The organism is Nonomuraea sp. NPDC049158, assembly GCF_040648335.1.
Taxonomy (GTDB): domain Bacteria; phylum Actinomycetota; class Actinomycetes; order Streptosporangiales; family Streptosporangiaceae; genus Nonomuraea.
Genome location: NZ_JBEZDM010000012.1, coordinates 212,940 through 229,835 on the forward strand (window position 1 = coordinate 212,940; position 16,896 = coordinate 229,835).

General features: G+C 68.9%; 13 protein-coding genes. 8 read left to right on the plus strand and 5 right to left on the minus strand.

Annotated features, from left to right (window positions below; genetic code table 11):
• Positions 1–20: 20 nt before the first annotated feature.
• From AB0B61_RS26460 to AB0B61_RS26470, 3 genes are all read right to left on the minus strand, one after another.
• The gene (locus AB0B61_RS26460; protein ID WP_358436850.1) at positions 21–350 is read right to left on the minus strand and encodes a hypothetical protein; all 330 of its coding nucleotides are present in this window, start codon (positions 348–350) and stop codon (positions 21–23) included.
• Between the two features lie 110 nt (positions 351–460).
• The gene (locus tag AB0B61_RS26465) at positions 461–1,108 is read right to left on the minus strand and encodes a hydrolase (protein WP_358436853.1); all 648 of its coding nucleotides are present in this window, start codon (positions 1,106–1,108) and stop codon (positions 461–463) included.
• 16 nt (positions 1,109–1,124) lie between these two features.
• Positions 1,125–3,137 (minus strand): erythromycin esterase family protein, encoded by a 2,013-nt coding sequence (locus tag AB0B61_RS26470; RefSeq protein ID WP_358436856.1) that lies wholly within the window; start codon positions 3,135–3,137, stop codon positions 1,125–1,127.
• Positions 3,138–3,274: 137 nt separating this feature from the next.
• Here AB0B61_RS26470 and AB0B61_RS26475 point away from each other — a divergent pair, with 137 nt between their 5' ends.
• The 6 genes from AB0B61_RS26475 to AB0B61_RS26500 all read left to right on the plus strand — a co-directional run bounded on the left by AB0B61_RS26475 (position 3,275) and on the right by AB0B61_RS26500 (position 11,199).
• Positions 3,275–6,175, plus strand: coding sequence for a protein kinase (locus AB0B61_RS26475; protein WP_358436859.1), 2,901 nt, complete (start codon positions 3,275–3,277; stop codon positions 6,173–6,175).
• A 183-nt stretch (positions 6,176–6,358) separates the two neighbouring features.
• Positions 6,359–6,583 carry a type II toxin-antitoxin system VapB family antitoxin gene (locus AB0B61_RS26480; RefSeq protein ID WP_358436862.1) on the plus strand — a complete coding sequence of 75 codons (225 nt, stop codon included), beginning with the start codon at positions 6,359–6,361 and terminating at the stop codon, positions 6,581–6,583.
• Positions 6,580–6,981 carry a PIN domain nuclease gene (locus AB0B61_RS26485; protein ID WP_358436865.1) on the plus strand — a complete coding sequence of 134 codons (402 nt, stop codon included), beginning with the start codon at positions 6,580–6,582 and terminating at the stop codon, positions 6,979–6,981. Before AB0B61_RS26480 ends, AB0B61_RS26485 begins: the two co-directional genes overlap by 4 nt.
• 293 nt (positions 6,982–7,274) lie before the next feature.
• A complete protein-coding gene (locus AB0B61_RS26490) occupies positions 7,275–7,997 on the plus strand; it encodes an MFS transporter (protein WP_358436868.1) in 723 nt (240 codons plus the stop codon).
• Between the two features lie 119 nt (positions 7,998–8,116).
• On the plus strand, positions 8,117–9,652 hold the full coding sequence (locus AB0B61_RS26495; protein ID WP_358436870.1) for an aldehyde dehydrogenase family protein: 1,536 nt from the start codon (positions 8,117–8,119) through the stop codon (positions 9,650–9,652).
• A 107-nt stretch (positions 9,653–9,759) separates the two neighbouring features.
• Positions 9,760–11,199 carry a CehA/McbA family metallohydrolase gene (locus AB0B61_RS26500; protein ID WP_358436872.1) on the plus strand — a complete coding sequence of 480 codons (1,440 nt, stop codon included), beginning with the start codon at positions 9,760–9,762 and terminating at the stop codon, positions 11,197–11,199.
• A 60-nt stretch (positions 11,200–11,259) separates the two neighbouring features.
• Here AB0B61_RS26500 and glnII read toward each other — a convergent pair whose 3' ends face one another.
• Entirely contained in the window at positions 11,260–12,279 is a 1,020-nt protein-coding gene (glnII, locus tag AB0B61_RS26505) for a glutamine synthetase (protein WP_358436875.1), read from the minus strand.
• Positions 12,280–12,484: 205 nt separating this feature from the next.
• On the opposite strand from glnII, the gene AB0B61_RS26510 reads away from it, so the two are divergent.
• Both AB0B61_RS26510 and AB0B61_RS26515 read left to right on the plus strand, forming a co-directional pair.
• Positions 12,485–13,039, plus strand: a complete 555-nt coding sequence (locus AB0B61_RS26510; RefSeq protein WP_358436878.1) for a hemerythrin domain-containing protein — start codon at positions 12,485–12,487, stop codon at positions 13,037–13,039.
• A gap of 359 nt (positions 13,040–13,398) precedes the next feature.
• Complete coding sequence (locus tag AB0B61_RS26515) at positions 13,399–13,773, plus strand: hypothetical protein (protein ID WP_358436880.1); 375 nt, start codon at positions 13,399–13,401, stop codon at positions 13,771–13,773.
• Between the two features lie 61 nt (positions 13,774–13,834).
• Here the strand turns inward: AB0B61_RS26515 and AB0B61_RS26520 are convergent, their stop codons facing one another.
• Positions 13,835–16,891, minus strand: coding sequence for an AAA family ATPase (locus tag AB0B61_RS26520; RefSeq protein ID WP_358436883.1), 3,057 nt, complete (start codon positions 16,889–16,891; stop codon positions 13,835–13,837).
• Between the last annotated feature and the right edge of the window lie 5 nt (positions 16,892–16,896).

Genomic DNA, 16,896 nt, shown 5'->3' on the forward strand with positions numbered 1-16,896 from the left:
CTTCCCTTCCCCACGCATGATCAGGACGGCATCACGCGTCTGGGCGCCACCAGGTCGGCGTCGGCCCCCGCCGAGTTGGCCACGTTCTCCGTCACCGCCGGGCCGGCCGCCACCGCGAAGTCCGCCGACTCGGCGCCCGCCCGGAGCATGGCGTTGGGGCCGTCGTCGGCCATGTAGGCCTGCTCGAACTCCCGGCCGGCCGAGTCGTGCCCCCACGGCGCGGCGGCGTGCAGGCTCTCGATCCTGCCCCTGGCCTCGGCCAGCTTGTCCCGCAGCTGGACGGCCGCATCCGTCCAGCGCGCCACCCCGCCATCGACCACGTGCCGATGGATCTCCAGCCGCTCCCCCATGGGCCTGTCCTTCACGCGCGTACGCCTGTGCCGCGAATAGACGCTAGTGCGCGACGGACTCACCGGAGCCACGCTTCACCGATCGTCGAAACGATCGACGATCCCGGCCTTCACAGGCGGCTGACGAACCAGTCCGTGGCCAGGCGGGCCACCTGCTCAAGCGTGCCGGGCTCCGCGAACAGGTGGGACGCGCCCGGCACGATCTCCAGCCGGACCTCGCCGGGCATCCGCCGCATCGCCCGGAGGTTGAGGTCGATGACCGCCGGGTCCTCGCCGCCGACAACGAGCAGGGTGGATTGGCGTACCCGGGTGAGGAAGTCGTCCGCCAGATCGGGACGTCCGCCTCGGGAGACGACGGTCCGCACCGCGTCGGGCCGCTCCGCCGCGGCGACCAGGGCGGCCGCGGCGCCGGTACTGGCGCCGAACAGGCCGATGCCGAGGTCCGCGGTCCTGGCGTCGGCCCTGGCCCAGTCGGTCAGCGCGGCCACGCGGCCGGCGAGCAGGCCGATGTCGAACCTGAGCTCGCCGGTCACGGCGTCGCGCCGTTCCTCCGCCGCCGTCAGCAGATCCGCCAGTACGGTGACCAGACGGGCGGCCTGGAGCCGCCCCGCGACGTAGCGGTTGCGCGGGCTGTGGCGCCCGCTGCCGCTGCCGTGCGCGAACAGCACCGCCCCGCGCGGCTCGCCGGGCACGGCGACGTCGGCGTTCAGGGCCACGTCACCGACCGGGATCCGCACACCGGCTTCCGCGATGTCCATGATCCCCTCCCCGAAGCTAGACCGCGAACGGGTACGTCTCGGGCGCCTCGCCCCGCTCCCAGACGGCGGTCCGCTCCAGCGGTTCCAGCGCCCGGGTGTCGTCGATATGGATCACCGCGTCGAACTGGTCGGCCACCCGGGCCTGGAAGTAGTGGCTCTGCCGCTCGGTCTGAGGCCGGTAGATCACCCCGATGGCCCGTTGCAGCCGCGCGGCCCGCAGCACGTCGGCGGCGGGTCTGGCCACCTCGAACCAGAGCATGAACTCGCCGCTGCTCGCCTGGTGCAGCAGCTCCTCCACGCTGCCGGGCAGCGCCGGCCGGACCACCTTGCGCTCGGCCGGGCCGCCCCAGTCGTCGGCGGCGGTGACCGTACCGGAATAGGTGGTGAAGCCGATCAGGCGGCACTGGCCGGGGTGGCGTTCGCGGACCAGCCGGCCGAGGCTGAGCTCGCCCCGGGCGCCCATCTCGGTCGCCCGCGCGTCGCCGAGGTGGGAGTTGTGCGCCCACACCACCAGCTTGGCGGGCTCACCGCGGACGCGGCCGAGGTGGTCGGCCAGTGCGTCCAGGGCGTCGGCCATGTGCTCGTCGCGCAGGTTCCAGGAGGAGATCCGGCCGGTGACCATCGAGCGGTAGTAGCGCTCGGCCGAGCGCACGCTCACGGCGTTGCGCTGGGCGTGGAACAGCTCGTCCTCGGCCGGCAGGCCGTCCTTCCTGGCGTACTCGTACGCGTGCCGCTGCAGGTCGGCGAGCTGGGCGACCACCTCTTGCTCGCACGACTCCCCCGCGCCGAAGGCCGCCGCCAGCCCGTACGACTGCGCGTCGCCGTCGGCGTGGTCGAAGCACGCGTACCGCTCGCGGGCCCGCGCCGCGGCCTCAGGGGAGACCCGGTCGAGGTAGTCGATGACCTCTTGCATGGACCGGTACAGGCTGTACAGGTCCAGCCCGTAGAAACCGGCCTTCCGCGTCTCGTCGCCGACCCGGTCGTTGTGATCGCGCAGCCAGCCGACGAAGTCCAGCACGGCCGTGTTCCGCCACATCCACGTCGGGAAGCGCTCGAAACCCCGCAGCGCCTCCTCCACCGTCTCGTCCTCGCCGCGATCGCGTACGTAGCGGTTCACCCGGTAGGCATCCGGCCAGTCGGCCTCGACCGCCACGCCGTGGAAGCCGCCTCGCTCGATGAGCTTCCTGGTCATCTCCGCCCGTGCCGCGTAGAACTCGGCGGTGCCATGCGAAGCCTCCCCGATCAGCACCAGCCGGGCATCCCCGACCAGCCCGAACAGGGTCTCGTCCGGGGGCACGCCGTTCTCGACGACCGCGGCGGCCATGCGGACGATCGCCGCCTCGGACCGCCCGCCGCCCGTACGCGCGCTGTTCGCGTTCCCGGGCCGTGCCGCCGGCCGCAGCAGCTCCCGCACCTCTTCGTCGGTGACCTGGTCGAAGTCCCAGTACGCCTGCCCGACGGCGAAGAACGGGGACGGCGTCGTGGCGCACACGACCTCGTCCGCCTCCAGCCGCAGCTCCTCACAGGTCGAGCTCGGCGCGGCCGGAACCGCCACCACGATGCGCTCCGGCCGCAGCCGCCGCACCGCGAGCAGGGCCGCCCGCATGCTCGACCCGGTGGCCAGGCCGTCGTCGACCAGCATGACGGTACGTCCGCCCAGCTCCGGCATCGGCCGCCCCTCGCGGTAGGCCAGCTCCCGCCGCACCAGCTCGCGGCCCTCCCGCTCGGCCGCCCTCCGCACGACCGACGGCTCGATGCCGAACCCGCGGACGACCTCCTCATTGAGCACGATCACCCCGCCGCCGGAGATCGCCCCCATCGCCAGCTCCTCGTGCCCCGGCACGCCGAGCTTGCGTACGAGGAAAACATCCAGCGGCGCCTCCAGCGCGGCGGCCACCTCGTAGGCCACAGGTACGCCGCCACGCGGCAGCCCGAGCACGATCACGTCGTCACGATCACGGTATTGAGTCAGCAGACCGCTCAGCGCCCGTCCGGCGTCCCGGCGATCACGAAAGGTGTGATCTGCCATAACCGTCCCATCCCATCTCGCGACAGAGCAGGTGACCTGCTCCTCCCCTCTCCCCTTCCCTCCCTTGGCCAATCAGTCTCTGATTGGCCCGCCGCCAATCAAGGACAGCGCCCTGTCCCAGGTGGTAATCCAGAGATGTGCCCGATGTACGGCTGCGGATGACCTTCCGCTATATCCACGAGCCACTGCACGCGGACGAAGACGCCTTTCCCATGCTCGGCAACGAGGCGTTCGTGGCTGAGCTCAAACAGCGGTTACGCAAGTCCAGAGGCGGAACGTTCCTCGTCACCGGCTTCCGAGGCGTGGGCAAGAGCACGATCGTCGCCAGAGCCCTCCACGAGCTCGAGCGGAACGGCGAGCCCGGGGAGATCGTCATCCCGATCATCCTGAGCGTCGCGCGTCCGACCACGCCGGAGCGGTTGCTGTTCGCGGTCGTCCGTCGCACCTATGAGGCCTTGGCCGATCGCGACATCCTGGACAGTCTGGCTCCGGCCGTACGGAGAGCGCTGATGCTCGCGCACATCCGCACGTCCTACGGGCTCAAGCAGACCTCCGCCGACGCCATCGAGAACACCGCCAGCCTGTCGCTCAGCATCGGCGAAGCCGCCAAGAAGCTGACCGGCCCGCTCGGGTTCATCGCGCCCACCCTGGGGATGTCGCGCAAGCGCACCCGCTCGATGGCCACCGAGGCATCATTCCTGACTTATTCCGACACGGATGTCGAGCATGATCTGAACCGGATCGTGTCCCTGATCGGCATCCCGGCCGTACGCAGGTGGTGGCGCCGACGGCCGGGCAGCCGGGTCCACCTGGTGATCGTGCTGGACGAGGCCGACAAGCTCACCGGCACACCGGAAGGGCTGGCCGCCTTCGAGCTCATGCTCAGCACGCTGAAGAACGCGCTGACCATGCGGGGCGTGCACTTCCTCATCGTGGCCGGGCCCGATCTGCACGACCATGCCGTACGGGATGTCAGCCGGGGCAACAGCGTGTACGAAAGCGTCTTCGCCTGGCGTATTTACGTCTCGTGCACCTGGGACGCACCCGAGCGGCTGCTCGCCGCCCTGCTGGACGACGCGCTGGACGAGGACGAGCTGCACCGGTTGACCGGTTACCTCCGGTTCAAGGGCCGTGGGGTGCCACGACGGCTGCTGCAGGAGTTCAGCGATCTGGTGAGCTGGGATGGCGATCAGCCGTATCTCCGCGTGGCCGGCGTCGACCGCGAACGCGTGGACTTCTACGCGCTCATGGAGGACGTCCTCCATGAGTACCACCAGGCCAGCAGGCGGGAGCGGCTGCTGGCCGTACCCATCGACAAAGATCGCTGGCGGATGTCGGCCTACTACGTCACCGACTGGGTGCTGCGCACCGATGGCGAGGTCTTCACCGGTCAGGACATCCTCCGCGCCGGCGCGCTCGACCCGATGCTGCAGGTGGCGCACACGGAGCTGGAGCGGCTGCTGGAGCATCTGGTCCACCGGAAGATCATCCAAATCGTCCGGCAGTCGGGCGCGGACTCCACCATGATCGGCAATGATCCGGCCTCGCAGTTCACCAGCTACACATTGACCGACGAGGTTCGGCGGCGACTGCTCGGCCTGGCCCTGCACAGCGAGTCCGAGCGCTCCTTGCTGGAGGTCTCCCTCCTGGTGCCGTCCACCGAAGACGCGGAAGAAGCACCCGTCCAGGGTGTGATCCGGGTGATCGGCGACCAGTACGACATCGTCGAGCTGATCGCGCACGGCGGCATGAGCTCGGTGTACAAGGCATGGTCACGCACGGATCACCGGTATGTCGCCGTGAAACTGATCAGAACCGACATCGTCGAGCCGGACGCGCGGTGGCGCTTCGAGCGGGAGATCGCGCTGGCTCGCCGGCTCATCCATCCCGGAATCGTCCGCACGCTGGACGTCGTCAACGACGATCAAGAGCTCGCCCTGGTGATGGAGCTCGTGGCCGGCCCCACACTGCAACAGCTGATCGAAGCGGAAGGACCGCTGTCGCCCGAGGAGGTGGCCCAGCTGGGAGTGCGACTGGCTGACACGCTGTCCTACGTGGCCGGCCTGGGTGTCTTCCGGCTCGACCTCAAGCCGGCCAACATCATCGTCAACCCTGCCGCCGGTCCGGTGATCGTCGACGTCGGCATCGCGAAGAGTGCCATGGACCACAAGTCGACCCTGCCCAACATGAGAGTGGGCACCCCGTCGTACATGTCACCTGAAGGGGTCCAGGGAACGGCACAGGACATCAGATCGGATATTTACACACTCGGGCTGGTTCTGGCCTTCGCCTCCACCGGCCGCTCACCGGCGGGCAGCGAGAACATCCAGCACGTGCTCCTCCGCATCCTGCAGGGCACACTCGACTTCACGGGCATCGAGCCGCCGCTGCTCAACGTGATCACCCGCGCCACCCGTCTCAATCCGGCCGACCGCTTCCAGAGCCCCGACGACCTGCGGGCCGCACTGCTCGGACAGAACGCTCCACCACCTCCCGAGCCGAGCTACGAGCATGTCGAAGCCGACCTTGACCATCCGACGCCGCTGGCCACCTACCCGAACCTGGCGTACGCCCCACCGGGGCAAGAGAACGCCGGGACCATGGTCTACGGCGTGAGGTGTCCGTACGGGCACTTCACCGACGGGGAGCGCCGCACCTGCATGGTGTGCGAGGCGGATTTGGGGCAGTATCCGACGCACTACAGCGCCATCCGCCCCAAGCTGGGCGATCTCGTGCTCAACGACGGCCGCGAGCTCCCTCTTGACGACGGTTACGTCTTCGGCGGCAATCCAGGGGACGACGCCCATGTCCGTACGGTGAAGGTGGAGGGCGCCGACGACCAGCACCTGATGATCCAACTGGACGGCTGGCGCATCTACGCCTACGACCTGGACTCGGCGAGCGGAACGGCGATCAGGTTCACCGAGGACGGCGAGTTCCAGGACGTCCCGTCCGGAGCCATCGTGAGCCTGCACCCGGGGATGTCGATCCGCCTGGCCGGCCAGGCCACCATCACCTACCGAGGCCGTGCCGACTGACCGCTGGCACGCTGGCTCTCCAACGCCAGGCGAACGACGACTACCAGCCCGTCCCATGGATCTTGGCTCGTGAGCGCGTCCAGGAGCTCCCGGACGCATGACCGACTCCTGCCGAAGCGAACGACCGCGGAGCCGACTGCTGATATACTAATCCCGATTCGTATATACAGGCGAGGTGGCATCATGACCAAGACCTTGATCGACCTCGACGACGAAGCCTTGGCCGAGGCCGCGAAGCTGCTCGGCACCTCCTCCAAGAAGGACACGGTCAACACCGCCCTGCGAGAGATCGTCGATCGACGCAGACGCGCGGCGGCCGTGGCTCGCATGCGCGAGATGGTGGCCGCGGGAGAGATCGACTTCTCCGTCATCGACAAGGGTGACAGCGCGCAACAGGGCGTGGCGTGACGGAGCTCTACCTCATCGACACCAGCGCATTGGTCCGCTTCTACCGCCACCGGGTCGGGACAGAATGGGACCAGACCGTCTCCGCCGGGCTCGTCGGCATCTGTGAGCCGGTCAGACAGGAGTATCTTCGCGCCGTCGGCGGCCGGCCCGCCTTCTACGAGGTCGGCAACCTCCTCCACGAAACCTTTCCGTACTACTTCATCCCCGAATCGGCCTGGAACGAGAGCGGCGAGTTGCAGCGCGAGCTCGCCGACAAGGGCTGGCACCAATGTGCCTCGCCGGTCGACCTACTCATGGCGGTGACGGCCCGGCACCACAAGCTCACCGTGCTGCACGCGGACGCCGACTTCGACACCATCTCCCGCCTGACCGGACAGCCGGTGCGCCGGATCAGCTGACTCGCGCAGGGCGTGACGTCAGCTCGCAAGGTCACTATCACGGCCGAATCTCCTGCCTGAGCCGCGGTTTCCAGGTACGTTCGCGGTGAACGCGGCGAGCCCTCCCGTCTCCTCTCGCGATCCGGCCACGCCGCCATGCGTGTGCCTGGAGGGTTCCTGGTGGCGAGAACTCGCCGAAACAAGCAAAGCAGAGCGGTCCGGCCCGCGACGCCCTCTCCCGATCCCCCGCCCCCAAAGAGGCGGGCGATCCGGCCCCGGCGGCCGAGCCCACCGCGGCCGGGCGAAGCAGACCGGTGCTGGTCTGGGTGTCCGGGATCGTGGGCGTGACCCTCCTGCTGCCTGCCCTGCCCGCGAACCCGGCGGTCCCGCTACGCACCCGCCTGGCCGTCCTGAACAACCCCGCCGTCCGCGCCATCCTGCCGTTGACCGTAATCGGCATGACAGCCGCCTACACGGTGTACGCCTACAGCGTCCCCGCCCTGTCGGCCGTCGGAATCACCCCCTCGGCCACCGTCTGGGTCCTGGCCCTGTACGGCGTGGGCGCCGTGGCAGGCAACCTCGCCGCCGGATACGCCACCGACCGCTGGGGCAGCGTCCGCGTCCTGACCGCCGGCTACCTGACGATGGCCGCCGGCCTGGGACTTCTCGGCGCGATGGCCACCACCCACACCACCTCCCCGGCCCTGGTCGGCCTGCTCGCCATGGCCTGGGGCGCGGGCAACTGGTGCCAGACGCCACCGCAGCAGCACCGGCTGATCGCCGTCGCGCCCCAGGAGGCTCCGCTGGTCGTGGCCCTGAACTCCTCCGCCATCTACGTCGGCATCGGCACCGGAACCCTCCTCGGCGGACTGACTGTCCCCTCTGGCACCACGACCATGTACGCCACCGCCACCGCCCTGGCCGTCCTCGCCCTGATCTACCTCCTGGCCACCTCCAGCAGACTTCCTGGCCTCAGACGGTTAACCCCCGGGGAGCGCGAGGGGCCGGGGCCCCTCGCCGGGGCGGAGCCCCAATGAGCACAGTCTGAGCGCAAGCGAAGGCCATGCTTGTGAGCAGGGGAAACAGCCTGAGCGCAAGCGAAGTCCGTGCTTGGGGGATGATGGGCTGTGGCTGAGGATCAAATGAGGAGGCTCCGGTGACCCGTCAGATCGTCTCCGTTGTGGGTGGCAAGGATGCCGCCGGCACCGACACGTACGAATCGACCAACCCCGCACGCATCGCCGAGGTCGTCGCCCGCGTCGGCCTGGTCGATGCCCAGGCGTTCGCCGACGCCTGCCGCACCGCCAAGGAGGCGCAGCGGGAGTGGGCCAAGGTGCCGGCTCCGGTGCGGGGGCGGGTGATCGCGTCGATCGGGCGGCTGGTCGAGGCCAATGCCGAGGCGCTGGCCCACCTGGTCACCCAGGAGATCGGCAAGCCGTACGCCGAGGCCCTGGGTGAGGTGCGGGAGATCGTTGACACGTGTGATTTCTTCCTCGGCGAGGGTCGCAGGCTGTACGGGCAGACCGTGCCGTCGGAGATGCCGGACAAGAAGCTTTTCACCTTCCGTAACCCGGTAGGCGTGGCGGCGGTGATCACCGCCGGCAACTTCCCGGTCGCGGTGCCGTCCTGGTATCTGGTTCCGGCGCTGCTCTGCGGCAATGCCGTGGTGTGGAAGCCGGCTGAATACGCGGCGGCCTCCGCGCATGCGATGTACCAGCTGTTCGCCGCCGCCGGGCTGCCCGACGGGGTGCTGAACATCGTGTTCGCCGACGGCGTCCAGACCTTCCAGGGGTTGGAGCTGGCGCTGGAGGAGGGCACGGTGCACAAGGTCGGGTTCACCGGGTCCAGCGAGGTCGGCAGGAAGATCGGGGAGCTCACCGGGCGGCATCTGCAGGCGGCCTGCCTGGAGCTGGGCGGGAAGAACCCGATGGTGATCATGCCGGACGCCGATCTCGATCTGGCCGTCGAAGGGGCGCTGTTCTCCGGCTTCGGTACGGCCGGTCAGCGCTGCACCAGCCTGGGCACGGTCATCGTGCATGAGAGCGTGCACGATGAGTTCGTCGAGCGGTTCGCCCAGGCCGTACAGAACGCCAAGATCGGTGACCCGGAGCAGGACGTGCTGGCGGGCCCGCTGCTGGACCAGAAGTTCGCGGATCGCTACGAGGAGTACCTGACCTGGATCCAGCCCCACCACCGCGTCGTGTCCGGAAATATCGGGAAAATCACTGACGAAGCCCCGCGCCAAGACTTCACCGGCGACGGCGGCCTCTTCTACCACCCCGTGGTGGTCGATGGCGTCAAGGCGACCGACCAGCTGTTCCTGGAGGAGACGTTCGGGCCCATCGTGGGCGTGACGACCTTCGAGACGATCGACGAGGCCATCGAGCTGGCCAACCTGCCCGGCTACGGCCTGTCCAGCTCGATTTACACCACCGACGCCCGGCACGCGTGGAAGTTCCGCGAGGGCATCTCCGCCGGCATGGTCAGCGTCAACAACTCGACGTCCGGCGCGGAGGCGCACCTGCCCTTCGGCGGCAACGGCAAGTCCGGCAACGGCAGCCGCCAGTCCGGTATGTGGGTGCTCGACCAGTTCACCCGCTGGCAGGCGATGAACTGGGACCACTCCGGCCACCTGCAGAAGGCCCAGATGGACGTCGCGGACATCGCACCGGATATGAACTTCCGGCTCTAGGTCCTTCTACCTTGAGGGAAGAAAACCACCCCGCCGGGAAGCACGCGCTTCCCGGCGAGTGATGGTCGTGTCACGATAACGGCGCCTTCGATTACAGGGAGAAGCCGATGCGTGACGATCCGACACCGTTAACCGAGGCGCCGACCACCCCCACGGCGCCGTCGACCAAGGCGCGGACTGCCCAACGGGCCACCCAATGGACCGCTCCACAGACCGCCCAACCGACTGCTCAACGGCCGGCCGAGCGGGCTACCGAGCGGGCTGCCCAGCAGAGCGCGCAGCGGACGATCCGGCTGCGGGCAGGCTTCCCCTGCCGCTGGAGCGTGTGGAGCGCCGACGGCAAGGGCTGGTTCCCGCGCGACACCCCGCCGGCCCGCGACCTCGACGGCCTGCCGTACTTCCACGGCGACGACCTGGTGCTCGACGTCCCCCGCGAACCGCTCACGGTCAGGGCGGCCAGAGGCATGGAGTACGACTGGGCGGAGACGACCGTCGTGCCGGGCGTCGGCGAGACGCTGGTCGAGCTGACCCCGCGGCGCATCTACGACGCGGCGGCCCGCGGCTGGTACGGCGCCGACCTGCACGTCCCCCTCACCCGCCCGTCCCAGTGGGTGGCCGACTCGCAGCACGGCGAGGACCTGCACGTGGTCAACCTGCTGCCGGGCGACCAGGACGCCGTCGAGCGCTGGTCGGGCCGCGATCTGCCGTGGTCGGACGAGACGCACCTGGCCAGGGTGGATCTCGCCCACCACGCGCTCGGCCCCGAAGAGGGCTACGACAACGTCCGGAAGCTGCGCGAACGCGGCGCGCTCATCGGCTACGCCAACGCCTTCCGCGGTCCGGTCGAGACGCCCGAGCAACTCGTCGGCGCCGGCGATCCGCGCTACGACGCGCGGCTGTCGGTGGTCGACGCGGCGCTCGGCCTGGTCGACAGCTTCTGCTCGGCGATCGGCTCGGACCGCGCCTACCGCAGGCTGATCGGCGCGGGCAACCGCGTCGCCGCCGTCGCCGGTACGGCCCAGCGGCTCGGGCCGATCGGACGCGAGCGCACCTACGCGCACGTGGCCGGGCGGCTGAGCGCCGAGTCCTACGCCGACGCGGTACGGGGCGGCCGCACGTTCGCCACGACCGGCCCGTTCCTCGAGCTGTCCATCGAGGGCCACGGCCCCGGCGCCACCCTCGACCTGGCCCCCGGCAGCAGGGTACGCGTCATCGGACGGGTGATCGGGCCGCTGGTGGAGAACATACGGCTGCTGACCGCCGACGGCGAACTGGCCGCGGGCCCGCCCGGTGAGGTGGCGGCGGACCTGACGGTGGTCTGGCCGACCTACGTGGTGGCGCTCGCCGAGGGCGGCGGGCAGGTACGGGCGCACACGAGCCCGGTCTACCTCGATGTCGAGGGCCGGCGGGTGGCCAGGGAAGAGGACGTGACGTTCTGCCTGCGCTGGCTGGAACTGCTCGAAGACCTCGTCAGGGACCGGGTGAGCGCCGAGTATCTGGCGGTCGTGGAGGAGGCCCGCAGGGTCTACCAGTCCCGCCTGGCGTGAGAAACGGAGGAACGCGGGCCCCGTATCGGGGGTGCCCGCGTTCCTCTTTCGCTCCGGGGATCAGACCTGGCCGGCCTTCTCCAGGGCCGTGCAGCAGGTGTTGACCAGCAGGCGGGTGACCACGTACGGGTCGACGTTGGCGTTGGGGCGGCGGTCCTCGATGTAGCCCTTCTTCTCCACCTCGACCTGCCACGGGATGCGTACGGAGGCGCCGCGGTTGGAGACGCCGTAGCTGTACTTGTTCCACGGGGCGGTCTCGTGGGCGCCGGTCAGGCGGCTCTCGATGCCCACGCCGTACTGGGTGATGTGCTCCATCGGCTTGTCGCCCTCACCGAGCGCCTCGCAGGCGGTGATGATGGGGTCGTAGCCCTCGCGCATCGCCTTGGTGGAGAAGTTGGTGTGCGCGCCGGCGCCGTTCCAGTCGCCACGGGCGGGCTTGGCGTCGAGGGTGGCCTCCACGCCGAACTCCTCAGCCGTACGGTAGAGCAGCCAGCGGGCGATCCACATGTGGTCGGAGACCTCCAGCGGACTGGCCGGGCCTACCTGGAACTCCCACTGACCCGGCATGACCTCGGCGTTGATACCGGAGATCGCGAGGCCGGCGGCGAGGCAGCGGTCGAGGTGAAGCTCGACGATCTCGCGACCGAATATCGCATCGGCGCCCACGCCGCAGTAGTAGGGGCCCTGCGGGGCGGGGAAGCCGCCCTCGGGGAAGCCCAGCGGGCGGCTGCCCTTGAAGAAGGTGTATTCCTGCTCGATGCCGAACCAGGAGTCCTGGTCGGCGAACTGCTCGGCGATCGGGCGGAGCAGCGCGCGGGTGTTGCTCTTGTGCGGGACACCGTCGATCTCCTCGACCTCGCACAGGACCAGCACGCTGGAACCGCCACGGATCGGGTCGGGACAGCTGAAGACCGGACGGAGCACGCGGTCCGACGAGTGGCCCTCGGCCTGGTTCGTGCTGGAACCGTCGAAACCCCAGACCGGCGGCTCGGCTCCATCAGCCAGGATCCTGGTCTTCGAGCGCAGCAGGGCGGTGGGCTCGGTGCCGTCGATCCAGATGTACTCAGCCTTGTAGCTCACGTCGGTCCTTTCAGGATGTCTCACAGCCACGCCGAGTCTTACGGTCAACCGTTTCCTGCTTTTTGCCCGAATGTGAACGTCGTGTTAATCAGTACGGAGAGTCAACCGGGCTATAAGATCATTCATTGCACAGTAGGGGGATCTTCATGTACGACCTGTGGTCCGGCGCCTTCCTCGCGCCGGCGGCCGCCCGGCTGGAGTGCCAGTGGTGATCACCGACCTCGACGAGGCGCGCAGACCGCGCGGCCACAAGCACGATCCCGAGGCGCTCACGCCGGGGCAGCGGCAGCTCGGCCGGCACCTGATCGACGTGCACGACGGCTACCGTCAGGAGATGCGGCAGGTCCTGGACGCGCTCGACCAGGTCGCCGCGGGCTCCCTCGACGCGGCCGCCCTGCGCTCGGTGATCAACCAGCTGACCATGCGCCAGAACTACTGGACGCTGGGCGCGTTCTGCGCGACGTTCTGCCGGCTGGTGACCGTGCATCACACGATCGAGGACGAGGCCATGTACCCGGCGATACTCGAGCGCGACGGCTCGCTCGGGCCGGTGATCGACAAGCTCAAGGAGGAGCACGAGGTCATCGCCGGGCTGCTGACCCGGCTCGACCAGGCGTGTGTGGACCTGGTGGCCGGCGACACCGGCCTCGACAAGGTACGGGCCGAGGCCGAGCAACTGGCCGCCGTCCTGTTCTCGCACTTCACCTACGAGGAGGAGGAGCTGGTCGAGCCGATCGGCCGGCTCGACGTGCGCATCTGAGCGTCCGATTGACGTCGGTGCGGATGTTGGCGCAGGCCAGGCAGTAACGCCGGCGATCATTTGTGCGGACGGGATCGAATTCCTCCTCGAAGTGCACGACTACTGCCGCACTTTTACGCCCGCGAACATATACATTTCAGTGGGCGGTGCGTGCCGGAGAAAGTTCCTGCTCATGAGAAAAGCGACACCGCCTGGAAGGTGACCGGCCGTAAAGCGGCGCCGATGCCGCACTCTCCGTAGTGGAAGAGAGCGGTCCTATTTCCGGCGCCGAATCTAGCGCCGGGCCTAAAGGATCAGCTATCTTGGCAGCTGGCCTCGGGGGGAGCTTGGCTGAGGATCAGAGCTACGACGGAGGTCGTGTGAACCCCACGCAGGATAAAATCATGCCCGGCACGGTACGAGCCGCTCGCACGATCATATGCGTTCAGTTCCTCATGACGCTCCTCCTGAACGTGATGCTGTTTTTACCGCTCGCGATCAACGGAATCCTGCTGCTCAACTTCTTCTTCGGAGTCGGCGCGTCCGTACTCCTCGGCCTGATGATACTCAAAATGCGAACTCGCGCCCCATGGGTGCGGTGGGCGGGTGTGGTAATCCAGGTCGCGCTTGCGGCTAATGCCATTGTGGGGTTGATCGGCGGGCCGAACGGTGGCGCGTTCGCCGGTCTCGCGCTGGCCGGCACGGTCATCGTTCTCTTGCTGACTCCCTCCAGCGCCGCATGGTTCAAGGCCTGATCAGTCCCGGCGCGCGCCGAAGTCGCCCAAGCCCGCGGCTCGGGCGACCGCAGATCGCCGGCTAAGTCCTCCTGTCCGTGCCTCTGCCGTCGTAGCCGAGCAGCCGCATGGCCGTGTCGGGGTCCATCGCGGCGGCCAGCAGTTGCGCCCTGGCGTGGGCCTGGTCGCGTTCGTGTTCCGCCTTGGTCTGCGCCGCTCGTACGGCCTTGATGGCGATGAGTGCCAGGCCGGCGCCCACGATCACCGCCACCACGACGACGAACAGGACGAGCAGCAGTCCGGGCGAGGCCATCCCCGCGACCGGGGTCGCGCCCGTCAGGGCCAGGCCGGTGAGGAGCGCGAGCACGACGAGCGCCAGCAGGCTGGCGACGACGACCCACGCCCGGCGCCTGCGTGGCGGCGGTTCGACCGGCAGGGGCGACGACGCCGCGTAGACGGGCGCGGGATCGGGCGCCCAGGGCACGAACTCGGGCCGCCCCGGCTCGACGGCGGAAACCGGCCGGTCCGGCTCGGCGACGATCTCGGCGGTCACCACGACGGGCTCGGCGGCCGGGCTCGCGGGCAGGACGGTCGCGACCGGCTCGGGCTGGAGAACCGACCCAGGCTGGAGAACCGACCCAGAGGGAAGGACCGGCCCGGGCTGAAGGACCGGCCCGCCCGGCCAACCAGCGGACTGACCTGCGGGCTGGCCGACGGGCTGGCCGATGGGCTGGCCGACCGACGGTCCGACCGGCCACCCGGCGGTCTGGCCGTTGGGCTGGTAGGCAGGCTCCTCCACCTGCCCAGGCAGGTCGCGCTCGATCCGGCTGTGCTCCTTGTGCGCCCTGGCCGCGTCCCGGTGGTACTCCTCCAGCTCCTGGTACAACTCGTCGGAGGCGTAGATCGTGCCGTCGATGAGCGGCCCGGTCGCCCGTTCGATGATCGCCACCACGTCGTCGCCGTTGAGCGTCTTGTGCGTCTCCAGCGCGTGCGCGAGGCAGAGCACGTCCCGGCGATGCTCCTCCAGCAGCCGCTCGGTCTTCTCCAGCAGCCGGATCAGGTTGAACTCGATCCGCTCGCCCAGCACGTCAGGCGTCAGCTCGGCCTGGCCCCGGCTCGGCTCCCGCTCGGTGATGCCGATGGGAGCGCCGCCACCGCGCCGTGGCATCGCCTTGCCGCCGTGGATCTCCAGCTCCTGCAGCGCGGGAAGGGAGGTGACGCCCGAGCCCATCCCCCAGTACGACTCCATGAGCGCCGTCAGGAACGTGGCCGAGTGCAGGTCGCTGGAGACGCCGGAGGAGTTGTCCTCGCCGAAGAACATCCGCTCCCCCGCCAGAGAGGCGAGCGAGACCATGATGTCGGCCTCGTACTCGGACTTCCACCGGGTGAACTGGTCCTCGGGCTTGATCGAGGCGACCATGCCCAGGTAGTCGGCGCCCTTCTCGATCGTGGCGATGTCGATCTCCAGGTGGAAGCGGGTCACGTAGGCCACCACGGCGTGGCACGCCTCGTGCACGGCCACGGCGTGCCGCTCCCGCTCGATGTACTCGACGTCCTCGGGCGGGCCGAGCTGCTTGAGCCGCTTGGCCCGCAGGACGTCGGACCAGGAGATGATCTCCCGGCCGTCGCGGATCGCGGTGATCAGCGACTCGTTCACCAGGTCCTTGATCGTGGCGCCCGTCGCGTACGGGGTGATGGTGGCGAGCTTGTCGATCTGCTGCTCGGTCAGCTCATGGTCGACCTTGTCGAAATAGCCCTGGTACGTGCGGACCCGTCCGGCCTTGGAGGGGTAGCCGACCTTGTAGATGCGGTCGATGCGGCCGGGGCGCAGCAGCGCCTCGTCGAGCGCGTCGGGCCGGTTGGTGGCCATCATGACGAGGATGCGGAACTTGGGCGGCGGCTTGGGCCGCATCCCGAGCAGCCGCCTGACCAGGCGGTTGAAGAAGCCGCGCGGCTTCTTGAGCCCGGACAGCTCGGTGAGCAGGGCCTGCAGCGTGCCCGGGTCGCCGCTGTTCATGCCGCCGCCCATGAAGAAGCGGTTGCGGGTCTCCGGCTCCTCCACCTCCCGCCGGGCGCGGAAGGCGAGCACCGAGCGAGTCTCCTCGGACAGATAGGTGGCACCGTGACAGCCGGCGAAGCCGCCGCCGCCCTGCCCCGGCGGGCCCTGCTGGGCGAGCCGGCCGCGCTTGCCGAGCGAGTCGGCCTCGTCGAAGAAGACGATCACCCCGCCGTACCTGAGCGCGAGCTTGCGCAGCTTCCTGAAGAGGGTCTTGACCTTGAGGATGCCGATGCCCATGAACATGTTCGTGAACGCGCCGGGGTCGACGAACACATACGGCTTGCCGGTCTCGCCGGCCACCGCCTCGGCCATCAGCGTCTTGCCGGTGCCCGGCGGTCCCCACAGCAGCAGGCCGCTGGGCACGTACCCGCCGCGCTTCTCGATCTCGTCGGGTCGTTCCAGGAAGACGATGTTCTCCTGGACGCGTTCGACCACGTGGTCCTGTCCCCAGACGTCGGAGAAGCGGGTCTTGATGTCGTCGGGGAAGTACGTCTCGACGCCCCCTCTGGACAGGAACCAGAACAGGCCGACGAACTGGATGATGACCACGAAGAACAGGAACGCGATCTGGATCAGGAACGGCATCGCCTTCCAGATCAGCGCGGGCGCGCTGAACAGGGCGAGGAACGGGCTGGTCTCGAGCACCGCGCCGAGTACCAGCGCGATCAGCACCACCCAGAAAATGATCTTCGCGGCACGGGAGAAGCGATACCTGGTCCAGTCGTCGAAGCGCCGGTGGGACCACCGCTCGAACCCGCCGAAGACCCGGTGGCTCCAGAAGCGGTGGTAGGCCGACGACCGCTCGCTGACGAAGAAGTGGAGCTGCCGCAGCGCCTCGACGCCCAGCAGCCAGAAGATCCACTGATAGGTGTAGGCGATGGCCCGCATGGCCTCGCCGAAGGACACGATGCCCTCGTAGTCGGCCATCACCTTCCAGGTGAGGACGAGGAAGGCGAGGACCAGCCCGATGAGGAACTTGCTGCGATCCCAGAACCGCATCTTCTTCCTGGTCACGGCTTCGGGATCGGAGGGGCCGCTACCGGGCGCGCGCAGCCCTCCGTGATGCGTGGTGGTGGTCAATGACG